Source organism: Acinetobacter sp. ANC 4654, assembly GCF_002135425.1.
GTDB lineage: Bacteria > Pseudomonadota > Gammaproteobacteria > Pseudomonadales > Moraxellaceae > Acinetobacter > Acinetobacter kyonggiensis.
This window is the reverse complement of sequence record NZ_NEGL01000003.1, coordinates 22,597-39,009: the sequence shown is the minus strand read 5'-3', so window position 1 is coordinate 39,009 and position 16,413 is coordinate 22,597. Positions and strand designations below refer to the sequence as shown.

The following is a 16,413-nucleotide window of genomic DNA, read 5'->3' as shown; positions in this document are numbered from 1 at the left end:
TCAAAAGTTTGATGATCTGCTACAATATCGGCAAATTTTTATATTGATCAGTTCTGATCTTTTACACTGCCATTCTGCAGTAGGTATCTTTCATGAGTTTTAAAGATGAATTAGCGGCACAGGTCGCTCAGCGACGGACGTTCGCGATTATTTCCCACCCCGATGCTGGTAAAACCACCATGACAGAAAAACTGTTGTTATGGGGTAAGGCAATTCAGGTTGCCGGAATGGTCAAAAGCCGTAAGTCAGACCGTGCTGCAACGTCTGACTGGATGGAAATGGAAAAAGAACGTGGGATTTCCATCACCACATCTGTAATGCAGTTTCCGTTTAAAAAACATGTGATCAACTTACTCGACACCCCCGGACATGAAGACTTCTCGGAAGATACCTATCGTACCTTGACCGCGGTTGATTCTGCACTGATGGTCATTGATGGTGCAAAAGGGGTCGAAGACCGAACCATTAAACTCATGGAAGTGTGTCGTATGCGCGACACACCGATCATTTCTTTCGTCAACAAAATGGATCGGGAAATTCGTGAGCCTTTAGAATTACTCAATGAAATTGAAAATGTTTTGAAAATTCGTTGTGTGCCGATTACGTGGCCAATGGGCACAGGCCGTGACTTCGCTGGGGTTTATCACCTGATCGAAGAAAAATTTTATGTTTATAAAGCAGGTTTTGGTTCGACCATTACCGAAATTGAAACCCGCGATGGCTACGATTATCCAGACTTACGTGAGAAAGTCGGCGATTTGGCGTTTGCAGCTTTTGAAGAGTCATTGGAATTGGTGCAAATGGCCAATGATCCAATTGATCGTGAATTATTTTTACAAGGTAAACAAACCCCCGTTTTATTCGGGACGGCTTTAGGTAACTTTGCAGTTGACCACGTACTGGATACTTTTATTCAATGGGCACCAGAACCTAAAGCCCATCCGACCCATGAACGTGCAGTTGAAGCGACGGAAGAAGGCTTTACTGGATTTGTATTTAAAATTCAAGCCAATATGGACCCGAAACATCGTGACCGTATTGCTTTCATGCGTATCTGTTCAGGTAAGTATGAAAAAGGTCTGAAAATGAATCATGTACGTTTAGGTAAAGATGTACGGATTAGTGATGCCTTAACATTCCTCGCAGGTGAGCGCGAACAGCTTGAAGAAGCGTGGCCGGGTGACATTATTGGTTTACATAACCACGGCACCATTCAAATTGGCGATACATTTACCTCGGGTGAAAATCTACACTTTACCGGTATTCCGCACTTTGCACCGGAAATGTTCCGCCGTGTTCGTTTAAAAGATCCGTTAAAATCGAAACAGTTGCAAAAAGGCTTGAAAGAGCTTTCAGAAGAAGGTGCAACGCAGGTATTTATGCCACAAATCAGCAATGATTTAATTGTGGGTGCAGTCGGTGTTCTTCAGTTTGATGTGGTGGCCTATCGGTTGAAAGAAGAATACAAAGTAGATTGTGTTTATGAGCCAGTTAACATCAACACCGTACGTTGGGTTTCATGTGATGATGAAAAAAAATTCAATGAGTTTAAGAAAAAAGCCCATGATCAATTGTCCCTTGATGGTGGCGGTCATTTGACCTACCTTGCGCCAAGCCGTGTGAATTTACAGTTGATGCAAGAGCGTTACCCAGATATCCAATTCCGGGCGACACGCGAACACTAAATAGAACGCAAAATAAAACAGCTTCTTTATGAGGCTGTTTTACTAGGGGCTGATGACATTTCATAAATAGTTTGCGCTGTAGGCTAAAATTGAGCCGATAAGGCATGAAATGCAAAGAATAGTGAGACTATTTTTAAATTTCATAACGAAATTTGAGAAAATTTTAGCCATAGCCTTTCAGGATATGCATATTTTTAGCTGCTATTTCGTTACGAAGCTGTTATTTAGAATGACTAAATTTCCTACTTCGTACCTTATGTCAGCTAAAAAAGATGGGTTGTCGCAAACATAGAGGAAGTGTCAACAGACCCCTTAGCGTGATTTATATAGATTATTATTTTAGAAAAAGAGTTGTGAGCATGAACGGGAAAATAGTGGCTGCATCCATGATTGCCATTGGTCTGATACTCAGTGCCTGTGATGCTTCAAAACAAGAACCGAAAGAACCGACACAGGAAAAGTCACCCGCCGCTATATTTAAAACCGAGCAAGCGGAAGTTTTACCGTATTTAAATATCCAAGAACAAGAGGCAAAAATTGCCTTACCTTTTTGTGAAACCAAGAATTGTATCGATCTCAGTATTCAAACGGTGCATACCGCTGATGCTTGGCTCAATGATTGGATTGCAAAAAGCCAAGCTAAAGTGATTCAAGATCAACTTGGTCTGAAACAAAATATGACTTTGCAGCAAGCCATCAATGCCTATGTGAAAAAATCGGATGCATGGCAAGCGGAATTTTCTAAGAATAAAGCCTACGAATTGTCGATGTATACCCGAATTGCTTATCAACGGAATCAGTATGTACTGATGCAGTTAGGGGTAGATACCAAGCAAGAAGGGGTTAATGTCAAAGAGCGTTATTACTTCTTTGTGGCAGATCGTAAAAAGCAACAAACTGTAGCTTTATTGGATTTAATTCAGCCGAAACAACAAGCTTACATGAATAATATTGTGCAGCAAGCGTATCAAAAATGGTTAAAAGCACAAAGCACCGAAGTGAAACAACACGCACCGAAAAAACTTTACTGGGGACAAGCAGATTGGTTCTTTGATCAAGAAGGCATTGGTTTGCATTATCGGACTCATGAAATTGCCAAAGATGGTGCGCAACTGGATATTTATTTCAATAAACAACAAACGCAACAGATATTGAAAGTTGATGCTTATCAGAATATGTTCTAGTCATCCGTAGTCAATACTGACATTTCATGACAGTCAATTTATCAGATAAAAATTATAGGTCAGAATCATGTTGAAAAATAAAACACTATTTACGATCAGTATTCTTGCATCCATGATGGCATTGAGTGCCTGCCAACCGAAACAAACTGAGCCAAAAGACGATCCAGTACAGAAACCCGCGATTGTAGAACCTGAAATTTTAAAATTTGCAGGGGATTCTGAAAAGTTAGCTTTGGTTTTGCCAGAATGTGATGGTAACAATTGCCCAGAAATTTCGATTGAACGTCTGTCGAGTAACCAAGCTTTTATTGATGAATTTATAGATCAACAGATCTTAAAACAATTAAATCAAATGGTCGACATTTCACCAAAGCTACTTAAGGCCGATCAATTGGCGACAAGCACTGCTGATCCAGAGCATAACAAAGTCAGTGATCAAGAGACTGCGCAAAAAACATTGGCAACGGTTGAAACGCCCAAGCAAAAGCTGGAAAAACAAGTTGCACCTTATTTAGTGACATTTTTGGCTTTAGATAAGGAATTAAAGGCTTTAAGTGCCAATCATCAAATCAGTTTGATGATTAAACCGAAAATTTTAAATGCAAACTTACCTTTGGCGACTGTGGTTTTAAATTCCAGTAGTTATTTGGGTGGGGCACATGGTTCTTCTTCACAGCGTTATTATAATTTTGATTTAAAAAATAAAAAACACGTTGAGCTTAATGCTATTTTAGCGCCCAATCAGAAAGCCCAGTTAGAAAAAAAAGCTCATGAGGTTTTTAAAACGTGGGTGCTGGAATCTAAATTAGCCAACAGCGTTGAAGAATATGAACAGGCATGGAAATTTACCCTATCAGATAATTTTTATTTATCTAAACAAGGCTTGATTTTGCAATATGGCGAATATGAAATCGGTCCCTATGTTGTAGGATTACCACGTTTGATGATTCCCTATGATCAGTTGCAAACCATCCTAAAAAAAGAATATTTACCGCAGGTTGAAGCCAAAAATCAGGCTGTGGCTGCAAGTGCTGCCACTGTAAATAAAGCCAAACCTTAATGCTTTATTCATTGTTTGATACCCATACCCATTTTGATGTTCCTGATTTTGATCTTGATCGGGAGCAATTGGCTCGTGCAGCAAAAGCGGTTGGGGTCGAACGCTTAATTTTGATTGGTTTTGTACAATCGCGTTTTCAAGCGTTGCTACAAAGCCAACATGATTTAAATCAATTAGATCATGCACCGAAAAGTTATTTAGCTCCGGGTTTACATCCTTTTTATATTGAACAGCATCAACTGTCCCATCTTGCCGATTTGGAAGCTATTTTAAAAACAGAAGAATGTGTGGCGCTTGGGGAAATAGGCTTAGACACCTTTTTTAAACAGCATAAGTACCCCGAAATTTTTCAAAAGCAAAAAGATTTTTTTTCGGCCCAAATTGAATTGGCTGAGCAGTTTCAGAAGCCTGTACTTTTGCATATTCGTAAATCGCATGCTGAAACATTGGCGATTTTAAAACAGCATCAATTTAAATTAGGTGGAATAGCACATGCTTTTAGTGGTGGAATAGAAGAAGCTAAAGCCTTTATTAAATTGGGTTTTAAAATTGGTGTGACGGGACAAATTACCAATCCGAATGCGAAAAAACTACATGCCGTGGTGCGGGCGATGGGTGCTGAACATTTGGTGCTCGAGACGGACTGTCCCGACATGACACCCTTATGCTGTCAAAGTTCCACTGAACATCGCACCCGAAATACGCCAGTCAATTTACCGCATGTTTTAACGGGATTGGCTGCAACATTGCATCTTGATTTGCATGTTCTAGCACCGCAGTTATGGCGAAATTCACTTCAGGCTTTACAGCTTGAGTTTTAAAAAAGTCTTGCTCACAACCTTTTATCCATAAAGATTCGTATTTCGCCTGATAGTTTGCTATGAATATATGCTATTTGACTTGGTCATATTTTGTATTGATTTAATGTTCTGATTTGGCTTTTACACGACAGAGCAGTAGTATAAAAAAGAACAAACCCTACTTATATATTTAAAATTTTATTTAAATGAAAAGAATGAGTCCATTATGCAAAGTAATAACCCCATTTTAACGCGGGTAGAAACCCACAGTGATTTTAATGACACCATGACCGTGCAAGGTGCGGTGCAAAAATCGATTTTATTAACCGTGATTGCCGCTGTCGTCGGTTTATCCCTGTTTTTTTATAGCTTCATCACCTTAAATTTGTCACTGGCTTATGCTGCGGCAATGGTTGGTGCAATTGGTGGTTTGATATTGGCGCTAATCACGACATTTAAGCCGAATACTGCCCCTGTGTTGGCCATCCCTTATGCTTTGTTTGAAGGGGCATTTTTAGGAGGGATTTCAGTGGTCTTCCAAGTCAAATTCCCAGGTGTACCGTTGCAGGCTTTACTTGCCACTTTCGTTACCACCTTGGTGATGTTTACCTTGTATCGCTTTCAAATTATTCGTGCGACAGAAAAATTTAAGGCGGTTGTATTGTCCGCATCTATTGCGATTGCCATTGTTTTTGTGGTGCAAATGGTGATGCGTCTGGCTTTTAGTTCAAGCATTCCTTATATTTTTGAAAGTAATTGGCTCGGAATTGGTTTTGCTGCATTTGTCGCGGTGATTGCTTCTTTAAGTTTAATCCTCGATTTTGACCTGATTGAATCATCCGCTGCACAGTATGCACCGAAAGCGATGGAATGGTTGTGTGGTATCGCATTATTAGCGACCTTGGTTTGGATGTATTATTCCTTCCTTCGTTTGCTTGGTTTATTGCAAGGTGATGATTAATCAAGCTAAAAACTAAATTGATTATAAGCTCAAGGCCGTTAGATTGAGGTAATGCCAGTCAGTTAATAAATTGACTGGCATTTTCTTTTTTAAATTATAGATACTATGAGATTCACGGAAATGTCATCCGCAATTGTCCGAGGTAAAACTATTTTGAAAAAGTATTGTTTCTGCGATTAATTGATCAATAAAAGGTATTTAACGAGTTTTGCGGTGGGGCGCACTGCGCCGCAAGATGCCTTTCTTGCGAAGCTCTGCTTCTCATTTGGGCTAAACCAAAGAACAAAATGAGCTCCAAGTATTTGATTTAAAAATATATGACTCCGTCGTGAATAATAAAAAGTTAAGGAATTTATTTCTAAAATCTTTAATTGATCAGCATTACCTAGATTGAGGGGCATTTTTTATGATTTTTACAGAACATATTAAAAAAAGGCGCATTATGCAATTTCGCAAATGCTTCAGACTTGGCATTATGCTTGTAAATTATTTTAAGCGAGATTCACATGTCACAAGGACTATTGGCGGGTAAGCGTTTTTTAATTGCGGGTATTGCAAGTAAATTATCCATTGCATTTGGTATTGCTCAAGCTTTACACCGTGAAGGTGCAGAACTCGCATTTACGTATCCAAATGACAAATTAAAAAAACGTGTGGATGATTTTGCTGCACAATTTGGTTCAACTTTAGTTTTCCCTTGTGATGTTGCTGTTGATGCAGAGATTGAGCAAGCTTTTGTTGAATTGGCAAAACATTGGGATGGTTTAGATGGCGTGGTTCACTCTATTGGTTTTGCGCCAGCAAACACTTTAGATGGTGACTTTACCGATGTTACCGATCGCGAAGGCTTTAAAGTTGCACATGATATTAGCGCCTATAGTTTTATTGCAATGGCACGTGCTGCAAAACCATTATTAACCGTTCGCCAAGGTTGCTTACTGACGTTGACTTACCAAGGTTCTGAACGTGTGATGCCAAATTACAACGTCATGGGTATGGCAAAAGCATCATTGGAAGCAGGCGTGCGCTATTTAGCCTCTAGCTTGGGTAGTGAAGGCATTCGTGTCAACGCGATTTCAGCGGGTCCAATTCGTACACTCGCGGCATCAGGGATTAAATCTTTCCGTAAAATGTTAGATCTTAATGAAAAAGTTGCACCACTTAAACGTAATGTGACCATTGAAGATGTAGGTAATGCTGCATTATTCCTTTGCTCACCTTGGGCAAGCGGTATTACTGGTGAAATTATGTATGTCGATGCTGGCTTCAATACGGTGGGTATGAGTGCAGATCTTATGGCAGATACTGAATAAGCTTTTCTCCCTCTGGGATGAGCAGCACTGCTGCGCAAGGGGAATGAGGGAATTAATAAATAATCTCTCCCTAACCCTCTCCTGAGAGGAGAGGGAATAAATTGAGAATAAAAAAGACCGCATTTGCGGTCTTTTTTATGCAAAAGCAAAGCTAAATTACGCTTGACCTTCAGCAGCAACTTGAGCACGTTGCATATTTGCTTCAAATTCAGCATCGAAGTTGATCGGGGTAAGCAGCAATTGTGGGAAGCTTCCTTTAGTGACCATATCATTTACAGCTTCGCGTAAGAATGGGAACAAAATATTGGGGCAATATGCACCAAGAATATAAGGAAGACGTTCTTCTTCAACGCTATCGACCAAGAAGATACCCGATTGAGTTACATCAACGATGAATGCTGTTTCACCCGCATTGTTCGCTTGAACAACCACTTGTAAAGCCACTTCATAATGCGTTGCATCAATTTTTTCTGCAGAAGAAGACAAATTGATATTGAGTTCAGGTTGCCATTCTTTGGTAAATACTTGCGCCCCAGGGACTTCAAAAGAAATATCTTTCGTGTAAATACGTTCTAATGCCAATTGTGGTTGAGCTTGTTGTTCTTCACTCATTCTTTAATCCTTAATTATGAAGAGGTGATTTAATTTAAAGTCTTAAGCCAATAGTTCGTTAAGTTTGCCTTCACGCTCTAAAGCATAAAGTTGGTCAAACCCGCCAACGAATTGATCATTAATAAAAATTTGTGGAACAGTACGGTGATTGGTGCGTTGCATCAACTCCATACGGACTTCAGGCGCTTCATTAGACAAATTAATTTCTTTATAAGCCACGCCTTTACGCTCAAGAAGTTGTTTTGCACGCACACAATACGGGCAAACTGTGGTGGAGTAAATTATTACTTCAGCCATTTAAATTCTCCTTAAGTGAATTATTTGCTTTTAATCAGAGGTAAGCCTTGGGCTTTCCAATTGTTTATACCGCCATCTAAACGATAGCTATCGGCATGACCGACTTGTTGTAATGCTGTACCCGCGATTTGACCTAAGTTGCAAATAAACACGAGTGGGCGATCCGCAGATTTTAACTCTTCAATATGGCTTGTAATTTGGCTATACGGAATGTTACGGCTACCACTGATATGACCTTCACGGAAGTCTTTTGCATCGCGTAAATCAATCAGCATGGCATTTTTAGCTTTAACTAAAATACCCAAAGATTGTGCTGAAATTTTACGGCCATTGCGTTGTCCTTCTAAAACGAAGAACAAAACAATCAAGACCCCAAGTGTTCCAAACAAGAAGGGGTGATTCCCCATAAATGCCAACCAACGTTCCACAAGTCACCTAATTACAATTTAAAATTGCGTAGAGTATAGCTCATAAATATGGCGATCAAAATCACCGCTTCAAGGGCTAAGGGTTAAGAAAAATTAATTTTTTTGCTGTGCTTCAGCAATTTCATCGGTTAAACGTAAATAACTGTCTAAACGACGTTGCAAAATTTCACCTGATTGCGCTGCTTGACGCAAGGCACATTGCTTTTCATGCTTATGGGTGCAATTGCGGAATTGGCAATATCCCAGCAGATTTTCAATTTCAGGAAAACCATGTTGAACTTTGTCTGGGTTTAAATGCCATAAACCAAATTCACGAATTCCGGGTGAATCAATCAGTGCTGAACCTTCGCCAAAAGCAATCAAACGTGTCGAGGTCGTGGTGTGTTGACCCAGTGCTGAGTTTTCCGAAATGATATTGGTTTTTTGTGCAGCATCGGGAACGATGGCATTAATCAGTGAGCTTTTTCCAACACCAGACTGTCCGACAAAGGCTACAGTTTCACCAGCTAGGCGATTTGCTAATGCAGAGACTGCGGAGGCATCACCCGTCGACTGACATTGCATGACTTCATAACCTAAGGCTTGATACTCTTGCATTAGCTTTAAAATCGGATCATTTTCTTGAATTAAATCAGCTTTATTTAACACTAAAAGTGCAGGAATTTGGGCATCGGCACAGGCCACGATATAGCGGTCAATGAGACTGGGTGCAACTTCTGGAAAGGAGGCAAACACAATCACAATTAAGCTGACATTGGCTGCCACAGGTTTGACTTTGTGGTAGCGGTCTGGGCGTGTCAGGAGTGATTGACGTGGGTGAATGGCCGTAATAATACCCAAACCTGTATTGGGGTCTGCTTGCCATTTAACACGGTCACCTGTTACCAATGCCTCTAAATTGGTACGTGTATGACAGCGCCAGACACTGCCGATTTCAATCGGCTTCCAAAAAGGCTCTGGTTCACCTGATTTGACTTCAGGTTTAATCGGATGCTCATCAGGCATTGATAGGGCTTGAACTTCAAGTTGACGGCCATAGTGCTGTACCACTAAGCCTTCGAGGTCATTTGAAGTATCGAGTTCTTCTTGACGTGTTTTATGTTGTTTCTGAATGCGACGTTGTTGCTGTTCAGTTAAACGACGTTTACGAATTAAAGCCATTCATATCCTAAAAAAACCATGCACTAAGGAAGGCAAAAATAGCATGAAGCGGGGTATGAGTTACAGCCAAGTTGCAATAAATTTGCTACTATAGCCGTTTTTAAGCCTAATAAGATTGCACATTTATGAGCAGCACTCCTGATACCCGCCTCATTTGGATTGACCTTGAAATGACAGGTCTAGATACCGATAACGATAAAATTATTGAGATTGCGACCATTGTGACCGATGACAAGCTCAATATTTTGGCGGAAGGCCCTGTGCTGGCGATCCATCAGTCACCCTTGATCCTCAATGCGATGGATGAATGGAATACGCGTCAACATGGTCAATCTGGATTAATTGAACGTGTGCGCCGTAGTAAATTGACTGCACAAGATGCAGAGCAGCAGACCATTGAATTCTTAAAAAAATGGATCAATCCTAAAGTGTCACCAATGTGTGGCAACTCAATTTGCCAAGACCGCCGCTTTATGCACCGTTTGATGCCTGAATTGGAACAGTTTTTCCATTACCGTAACCTTGATGTCTCATCAGTAAAAGAATTAGCGAAACGCTGGCGTCCTGAAATCATGAGTGGTTTGAAAAAGAATGCCTCACATTTAGCCATGGATGACATTCGTGATTCGATTGCAGAATTAAAGTATTACCGTGAATACTTTTTTATTATGAATTAAGGTGTATAGAAAGAGGCTTAAGCCTCTTTTTTTATGGGCGAAAGACATCGCTATTTTTTATTTGAATCACATTCTATTTATTCTCTTGAACAGATACATTATCGGAACAACACAGAATTTGATAAAATGCGCTGGTGTTTTAGCTGTTAGATAGATGACGAATGACTGATTTTCCCCAAGATGATGAATATGAGCGCCGCTTTGCGGGTGTGGAAAAAATTTATGGAGAGGATGCTTTTCGTCAGTATGAACAGAGCCATGTCATGGTGATTGGAATTGGCGGTGTGGGTTCTTGGGCGGTTGAAGCCTTGGCACGAACAGGCATTGCTGAACTGACCCTGATTGATATGGATGTGATTGCGGCATCGAATATTAATCGTCAATTGCCCGCCATGAGTTCAACCTTAGGGCGTGAAAAAATTGAGGTGATGGCTGAGCGTTGCTATGCGATTAATCCGCGCATTAAAATTAATGTGGTCGATGATTATTTAACCCCTGAAAATGTTAAAGAACTTTTAGCCAATACGCCAGATGTTGTTCTGGATTGCATTGATGATGTCAAAGCAAAACTCGCGCTAATGCTGCATTGTCGCTTTAATAAAATCCCTTTGATTGTTTCAGGTGGCGCGGGTGGCAAGCTTGATCCACTGAAAATTCGGGTGGCAGATTTGTCTAAAACCGAACAAGATCCCATGTTGGCAAAATTGCGCAGTCAGTTGCGTGCCAAAGGTATTTGTAAAAAGAGTAAAGAAAAATTTGGCATTACCTGCGTGTATTCAATTGATAACCCATTTTCAAGTGCAGAGGTTTGTCCAAGTGCAGGCTTGCGTTGTGGCGGCTACGGCTCAGCGGTGGTGGTGACTTCAAGTTTTGCCATGGTGGCAGTCTCTGAAGTGTTAAAAAAATTGGCCGCGAAAAAAGCTAAAGTTGAATTTGTGAGATCGTGATCAAAGCTAAGAGCTGTTGATATTTGAATGTGGAAATCACAATACAACTGTCCTCATCATAAAAAGCACTGCAAATAAGCAGTGCTTTTTTGTGAATGTCTTGCGATTGATTCAAAGCATCTTGATTTAAAACATCATACAGCGCGTATGCTGAGTTTACATTTTCCAAATACCTAACATTGATTCTAGAATCTTGATCAAAAATCAAAGTCCAAAATAATAAGCACAGATACAAATCACAATGGTTAACAAAATCAGTTTAATCACTCCAGATGCACCGACTTTTTGCGAAGTATGCGCTGTATGCATTTTTAAATTTTTTGCTGTATGGGGTGCTGCATGAGCGCCATCTAAAGGATTGGCAACTTCGACTGGGGTTAGTTTTGCAGACTGATAATGATTGGCCACTTTAACAATAAATTTTGTCGTTAAATCATCTAATTTTTGGGAAAAATGACGCAGATTCAGCTGTTCTTCAGGGCTAAGCTCACTGCCATCGGCATGATAGGGATGTTGTAGTTTGTGCTGAATATAGCTTGATAAGGCCTCTAAACGATGCAGCGTTGTATGAGCATAATCTGCTTGATACTCGGTAGGCAGTAACGGGAGATATTTACTTTCTGCGACAGGTGATCTATCGGCATGCTCTAGGTCTGATGGACTGATGCCGTAATAAGGAAAATCTCGATTTGCTGGTTCCATAAAGCCTTGCGCAAATTTATTGTCAAATAATTCATTGTTGGTATAAAGCTGAATATCATCCCAATTTGGCTGTTGTAAATCGGCCTCTACACGTTTTGCCAGTTTTGGATTCAGCTCAAAACGCCAAAATGTTTCCTGACGACATTGTTCTTGTTGTAGTTTAGGCACTTCATAGTCATTATCAGCGCTATACCATTCTGCTAATTCTTTGCCAAAAATCCATGCGGTTTTTTTATGCTGTTCATGGCTGATAATAATATGTGGAATCTGTAATAGTTCTACATTAGCATTTGGATTTTTTTCATCATTTAAAAGACTTGAGCTGTGTAAGCTAATACGCTGTGTGCCTTGTTTTTTTAGTGCTTCTAGCCAAACTTGAAAATGTTGCGCCAGTAAATGCTGTGACAAAAGATCACGGAAACGCAAGTTATGCTGGTTAAAAATGGCATGCTGTACCCAATGATTAAAGCTTAAATTTTGCTTCAGATACTCATTGCCATAGGTCACTAAAGTCAGTTGTTGTTTCCAAATTTGATCGAGAGCCATTGTTATTGATCTCATGAATATTGGCTTTATCTTATCCTTTTTATAAATCTGGATGCTAATCTAATTTTCCTCTATTGGGAACTTCATCAATACGTTCAAAAACTGTTAGAATATGGGGTTTTATTATATTTTTAAATTGTTGCTTTGAGAGTTACTATGTCACTGGAAGCCCTGACCACTGAAGCGCTCGCTGCGATTGCAGCAGCTCAAGACCTTGCTACACTCGATCAAGCCCGAGTGCAATTTACAGGGAAAAAAAGCCAGCTCGCGGAACAATCGAAGGCACTTGGCAAAATGGACCCTGAAGAACGTAAAGTTTTTGGGGCGAAAATTCACGCGGTACGTGAAGCCATTACGGGTGCATTAACGACACGCCAAGCGGAATTACAAAAAGCTGCACTAGAACAAAAACTTGCTAGCGAAGTGATCGACATTACCTTGCCAGGTCGTGGTCAAAGTGTGGGAAGTATCCATCCTGTGACTCAAGTACAGGAACGTATTTGTCAATTCTTTACCAAAGCAGGTTTTACTGTTGCGACTGGTCCAGAAGTTGAAGATGATTATCATAACTTTGAAGCATTGAATATTCCGGGGCATCACCCAGCACGTGCGATGCATGATACCTTCTACTTTGATGTGAATCATTTATTGCGTACCCATACTTCGGGTGTGCAGATTCGTACCATGGAAACGCAACAACCGCCTATTCGTATTGTTTGTCCGGGCCGTGTATACCGCTGTGACTCAGACCAAACTCATTCTCCAATGTTTCATCAAATTGAAGGTTTATACATCGCTGAAAATACTAGCTTTGCAGAACTTAAAGGTTTGTTGATTAATCTGTTAAATGAATTTTTTGAAAAAGATTTAACGGTGCGTTTCCGTCCATCTTATTTCCCATTCACTGAGCCAAGTGCGGAAGTGGATATTATGGATGAACGTGGTCGTTGGTTAGAAGTTTTAGGTTGCGGTATGGTGCATCCGAATGTACTTCAAGCAGCGGGCATTGACCCTGAAAAATATAAAGGTTTTGCTTTTGGTCTAGGTGTGGAACGTTTTGCAATGCTTCGCTACGGTGTGAATGATTTGCGTATGTTCTTCCAAAATGATGTGCGTTTCTTACGCCAATTTGCTTAATGGTTTAAATACAAATTTAACAAGTTAAAGGTTTATAGAAATCCCCCTAAATCCCCCTTTAAGAAAGGGGGACTTCCACCGTCAAAAATAGAGTACGTGGCTTTCCCCATCTTTTATAAAGAGGGGTTAGGGGAGATTAAGGAAATTGAATTTATGAAAATTAGCGAAAATTGGTTACGCACGTGGGTCAACCCTACCATTGATAGCGAAACTCTATCTGACCAGCTCACAATGCTGGGTTTAGAAGTCGATGAAATGATTCCAGCCGCGAAACCTTTTACCGGTGTGGTGGTGGGTGAAGTTTTAACGGTAGAACAACATCCAGATGCAGATCGTTTACGTGTCACTACTGTGAACATTGGTACAGCTGAAACCTTGCAAATTGTCTGTGGTGCGCCAAACGTGCGTGTCGGCATGAAAGCCCCTGTTGCAACCATCGGTGCAGTCTTACCAGGTGATTTCAAAATCAAAAAAGGCAAACTTCGTGGTATTGAATCACAAGGCATGCTTTGCGGCGCTTCTGAAATTGACCTTGAAGATAAAATTGATGGTCTGTTAGAACTACCAAGCGATGCACCTGTGGGTATCAACATCCGTGAATATCTCAATCTTGATGATCACGTGATTGACATTAGCATCACACCAAACCGTGGTGATTGTTTCAGTATTCGTGGTATTGCGCGTGAAATTGCGGTGATTAACCAGTTGGCTGTAACTGAACCTGTCATTACAAAGGTTGCTGCAACCATTAGCGATGAGAAAAAAGTTGTCGTTGATACAGATGGTTGTCCACGTTATTTAGGACGTGTGATTAAAAATGTAAATACCAAAGCCGCAACGCCTGCTTGGATGGAACAAGCTTTAGCTCGCTCAGGTATGCGTCAGCACAGTATTTTAGTTGATATTACCAACTATGTACTGATTGAATTGGGTCAACCCTTACATGCATTTGATGGTGCTAAAGTCCAAGGTGCTGTCCATGTTCGTCAGGCAACAGCCGCTGAAAAACTTGTTTTGCTTAATGAACAAGAAGTTGAACTTCAAGATAATGTGATGGTCATTGCCGATGACGAAAAAGCCTTGGCGATGGCGGGTATTATGGGGGGCTTGTCTTCATCTGTAACGGATGAAACCACTGAAATTTTCCTAGAATCAGCATTCTTTGCACCGCTTGCAATTGCAGGTCGCGCTCGTCGCTATGGGCTACATACCGATGCATCACAACGTTATGAACGTGGTGTTGACTTTGAATTGCCAATCATTGCGATGAATCGTGCATCACAATTGATTGCGGAACTCGCGGGTGGTGAATTCGGTCCGATTGCGGTTGTAGAAAAAGAGGAACTTTTACCTAAACGTGAAGCGATTGAACTTAAACAAGTACAAGTCGATCAATTGTTGGGTTATGCCGTTGCAAGCGATTTTATTACGGACGCACTACAACGTTTAGGCTGCATCGTGACGCTCAAAGCGCAAGGTGAGTGGAGTGTTATTCCGCCATCACACCGCTATGATATGGCAATTTATCAAGACCTGATTGAAGAAGTTGCCCGTATTCACGGTTATGACAACATTCAAATTAGTCTACCTGTGATTGATGTGAAATTAGCCAAACATCAAGATCAGTTTGAACTGCCTCAGCTTCGTCAAACCTTGGTGACTTTGGGTTATCAAGAGGCGATTAGCTTTAGCTTTGCGGATGCTAAGCTCGAAAAGCAGCTCAATCCGAATGTCAATCCATTGATGTTGGCAAACCCAATTTCAAGTGAATTGGCTGCGATGCGTTCGACTTTGTTGTCTAGCCTCATTCCATGTGTACAGTACAATATCAATCGTCAGCAAAGCCGTGTGCGTTTCTTTGAGCTGGGTTTGCGTTTCGATTATCAAGATGCAACCAGCATCCATGACTTAAAACAAATCCCAACTTTGGCACTGATTGCTGTGGGTGCTAAAACGGCTGAATCTTGGCATGGTAAAGCGCAGCCGATGGATTTCTTTGACCTCAAAGGTGAAGTTGAAGAAATTTTAGCAGCGGGTCGCGTCGAAGTTGAATATGCGCGTTCAGAGCGTGAATGGTTACATCCTGGTCAATCTGCTGAAATTTTAGTGAATGGGCAATCTGTTGGTTACCTAGGTCGTTTACACCCATCTTTAGAAGATGAGCTAGATTTGGGTGTCACTTGGGTGGCAGAAATCGATCAACAGGCTGTTTTGCAAACTTATGTATCTAATTTTACAGAATTATCACGATTTCCATCGGTTAGACGTGATATTGCGCTTTTAATTAGTGATAAGATTAATGTTAGTGAAATTCAGCAACTTATCGAAAAAACGGGTGGAGCGCTTTTAGACTCAACTTGGTTGTTTGATGTGTACACTGGACAAGGTGTGGAAGAAGGTAAACGCTCACTGGCATTTGCAATTCTTTGGCAGCATCCAACCCGTACACTTGAAGATGCTGAAATCAAATCCGGTATGGACAATATCCTACAAGTGTTGGAAAACACTTACCAAGCGACATTGAGGGCTTCATGACAGCATTAACAAAAGCAGAAATGGCTGATCATTTAAGTGAGCTCACGAGTTTAAACCGTCGTGAAGCAAAACAAATGGTCGAGCTATTCTTTGATGAGATTAGCCAAGCGCTAATCTCGGGTGAGCAAGTTAAACTTTCAGGTTTCGGTAACTTTGAGTTGCGTGATAAACGTCAACGCCCAGGACGAAACCCGAAGACGGGTGAAGAAATTCCGATTTCTGCACGCCGTGTGGTAACCTTCCGTGCTGGTCAGAAATTTAGACAGCGCGTTGGAAATGAGCAGATCGATTGATCTGCTTTTTTATCCTTAAATTTGAGTTTACCAGTTGCTTTTCTAGAAAATACAGCGGTAGCGACATGAGTAATA

General features: G+C 40.8%; 16 protein-coding genes. 11 read left to right on the top strand and 5 right to left on the bottom strand.

Annotated features, from left to right (window positions below):
• Positions 1 to 92: 92 nt before the first annotated feature.
• The 6 genes from B9T24_RS06045 (at position 93) to B9T24_RS06015 (ending at position 7,003) form a co-directional block, all read left to right on the top strand.
• Positions 93 to 1,685 (top strand): peptide chain release factor 3, encoded by a 1,593-nt coding sequence (locus B9T24_RS06045; RefSeq protein WP_086164960.1) that lies wholly within the window; start codon positions 93 to 95, stop codon positions 1,683 to 1,685.
• A 359-nt stretch (positions 1,686 to 2,044) separates the two neighbouring features.
• Positions 2,045 to 2,869, top strand: a complete 825-nt coding sequence (locus B9T24_RS06035) for a hypothetical protein (RefSeq protein WP_086164958.1) — start codon at positions 2,045 to 2,047, stop codon at positions 2,867 to 2,869.
• Between the two features lie 67 nt (positions 2,870 to 2,936).
• On the top strand, positions 2,937 to 3,929 hold the full coding sequence (locus tag B9T24_RS06030; protein WP_086164957.1) for an RsiV family protein: 993 nt from the start codon (positions 2,937 to 2,939) through the stop codon (positions 3,927 to 3,929).
• Entirely contained in the window at positions 3,929 to 4,750 is an 822-nt protein-coding gene (locus B9T24_RS06025; RefSeq protein WP_086164956.1) for a TatD family hydrolase, read from the top strand. Before B9T24_RS06030 ends, B9T24_RS06025 begins: the two co-directional genes overlap by 1 nt.
• Before the next feature lie 205 nt (positions 4,751 to 4,955).
• Entirely contained in the window at positions 4,956 to 5,690 is a 735-nt protein-coding gene (locus B9T24_RS06020; protein WP_086164955.1) for a Bax inhibitor-1/YccA family membrane protein, read from the top strand.
• Between the two features lie 506 nt (positions 5,691 to 6,196).
• Positions 6,197 to 7,003, top strand: a complete 807-nt coding sequence (locus B9T24_RS06015; protein WP_086164954.1) for an enoyl-ACP reductase FabI — start codon at positions 6,197 to 6,199, stop codon at positions 7,001 to 7,003.
• A 156-nt stretch (positions 7,004 to 7,159) separates the two neighbouring features.
• On the opposite strand, the gene secB is transcribed toward B9T24_RS06015, so the two are convergent.
• The 4 genes from secB to rsgA form a co-directional block, all read right to left on the bottom strand.
• Entirely contained in the window at positions 7,160 to 7,615 is a 456-nt protein-coding gene (secB, locus tag B9T24_RS06010) for a protein-export chaperone SecB (protein WP_004649756.1), read from the bottom strand.
• Between the two features lie 42 nt (positions 7,616 to 7,657).
• On the bottom strand, positions 7,658 to 7,912 hold the full coding sequence (grxC, locus tag B9T24_RS06005) for a glutaredoxin 3 (RefSeq protein ID WP_086164953.1): 255 nt from the start codon (positions 7,910 to 7,912) through the stop codon (positions 7,658 to 7,660).
• Between the two features lie 20 nt (positions 7,913 to 7,932).
• Positions 7,933 to 8,340: a rhodanese-like domain-containing protein gene (locus B9T24_RS06000; protein ID WP_004649754.1), complete on the bottom strand. Its 408-nt coding sequence runs from the start codon at positions 8,338 to 8,340 to the stop codon at positions 7,933 to 7,935.
• A 93-nt stretch (positions 8,341 to 8,433) separates the two neighbouring features.
• Positions 8,434 to 9,501 carry a small ribosomal subunit biogenesis GTPase RsgA gene (rsgA, locus tag B9T24_RS05995; protein WP_086164952.1) on the bottom strand — a complete coding sequence of 356 codons (1,068 nt, stop codon included), beginning with the start codon at positions 9,499 to 9,501 and terminating at the stop codon, positions 8,434 to 8,436.
• Positions 9,502 to 9,626: 125 nt separating this feature from the next.
• Here rsgA and orn point away from each other — a divergent pair, with 125 nt between their 5' ends.
• Complete coding sequence (gene orn / locus B9T24_RS05990) at positions 9,627 to 10,178, top strand: oligoribonuclease (RefSeq protein ID WP_004649751.1); 552 nt, start codon at positions 9,627 to 9,629, stop codon at positions 10,176 to 10,178.
• A 161-nt stretch (positions 10,179 to 10,339) separates the two neighbouring features.
• Positions 10,340 to 11,125, top strand: a complete 786-nt coding sequence (locus B9T24_RS05985; protein WP_086164951.1) for a ThiF family adenylyltransferase — start codon at positions 10,340 to 10,342, stop codon at positions 11,123 to 11,125.
• A 204-nt stretch (positions 11,126 to 11,329) separates the two neighbouring features.
• Here the strand turns inward: B9T24_RS05985 and B9T24_RS05975 are convergent, their stop codons facing one another.
• A complete protein-coding gene (locus B9T24_RS05975; protein WP_086164949.1) occupies positions 11,330 to 12,373 on the bottom strand; it encodes a hypothetical protein in 1,044 nt (347 codons plus the stop codon).
• Between the two features lie 156 nt (positions 12,374 to 12,529).
• On the opposite strand from B9T24_RS05975, the gene pheS reads away from it, so the two are divergent.
• From pheS to B9T24_RS05960, 3 genes are all read left to right on the top strand, one after another.
• On the top strand, positions 12,530 to 13,510 hold the full coding sequence (gene pheS, locus B9T24_RS05970) for a phenylalanine--tRNA ligase subunit alpha (protein WP_004649748.1): 981 nt from the start codon (positions 12,530 to 12,532) through the stop codon (positions 13,508 to 13,510).
• A 153-nt stretch (positions 13,511 to 13,663) separates the two neighbouring features.
• Entirely contained in the window at positions 13,664 to 16,045 is a 2,382-nt protein-coding gene (gene pheT, locus B9T24_RS05965) for a phenylalanine--tRNA ligase subunit beta (protein WP_086164948.1), read from the top strand.
• A complete protein-coding gene (locus B9T24_RS05960) occupies positions 16,042 to 16,338 on the top strand; it encodes an integration host factor subunit alpha (protein ID WP_004649746.1) in 297 nt (98 codons plus the stop codon). The genes pheT and B9T24_RS05960 overlap by 4 nt, the downstream gene beginning before the upstream one ends.
• The last annotated feature ends 75 nt before the right edge of the window (positions 16,339 to 16,413 follow it).

Bases quoted from the DNA above. Each gene is read 5' to 3' on its own strand.
- B9T24_RS06045 (WP_086164960.1), top strand. From the start codon at position 93: ATGAGTTTTAAAGATGAATTAGCGGCACAGGTCGCTCAGCGACGGACG.
- B9T24_RS06035 (WP_086164958.1), top strand. From the start codon at position 2,045: ATGAACGGGAAAATAGTGGCTGCATCCATGATTGCCATTGGTCTGATA.
- B9T24_RS06030 (WP_086164957.1), top strand. From the start codon at position 2,937: ATGTTGAAAAATAAAACACTATTTACGATCAGTATTCTTGCATCCATG.
- B9T24_RS06025 (WP_086164956.1), top strand. From the start codon at position 3,929: ATGCTTTATTCATTGTTTGATACCCATACCCATTTTGATGTTCCTGAT.
- B9T24_RS06020 (WP_086164955.1), top strand. From the start codon at position 4,956: ATGCAAAGTAATAACCCCATTTTAACGCGGGTAGAAACCCACAGTGAT.
- B9T24_RS06015 (WP_086164954.1), top strand. From the start codon at position 6,197: ATGTCACAAGGACTATTGGCGGGTAAGCGTTTTTTAATTGCGGGTATT.
- secB (WP_004649756.1), bottom strand. From the start codon at position 7,615: ATGAGTGAAGAACAACAAGCTCAACCACAATTGGCATTAGAACGTATT.
- grxC (WP_086164953.1), bottom strand. From the start codon at position 7,912: ATGGCTGAAGTAATAATTTACTCCACCACAGTTTGCCCGTATTGTGTG.
- rsgA (WP_086164952.1), bottom strand. From the start codon at position 9,501: ATGGCTTTAATTCGTAAACGTCGTTTAACTGAACAGCAACAACGTCGC.
- orn (WP_004649751.1), top strand. From the start codon at position 9,627: ATGAGCAGCACTCCTGATACCCGCCTCATTTGGATTGACCTTGAAATG.
- B9T24_RS05985 (WP_086164951.1), top strand. From the start codon at position 10,340: ATGACTGATTTTCCCCAAGATGATGAATATGAGCGCCGCTTTGCGGGT.
- B9T24_RS05975 (WP_086164949.1), bottom strand. From the start codon at position 12,373: ATGGCTCTCGATCAAATTTGGAAACAACAACTGACTTTAGTGACCTAT.
- pheS (WP_004649748.1), top strand. From the start codon at position 12,530: ATGTCACTGGAAGCCCTGACCACTGAAGCGCTCGCTGCGATTGCAGCA.
- pheT (WP_086164948.1), top strand. From the start codon at position 13,664: ATGAAAATTAGCGAAAATTGGTTACGCACGTGGGTCAACCCTACCATT.
- B9T24_RS05960 (WP_004649746.1), top strand. From the start codon at position 16,042: ATGACAGCATTAACAAAAGCAGAAATGGCTGATCATTTAAGTGAGCTC.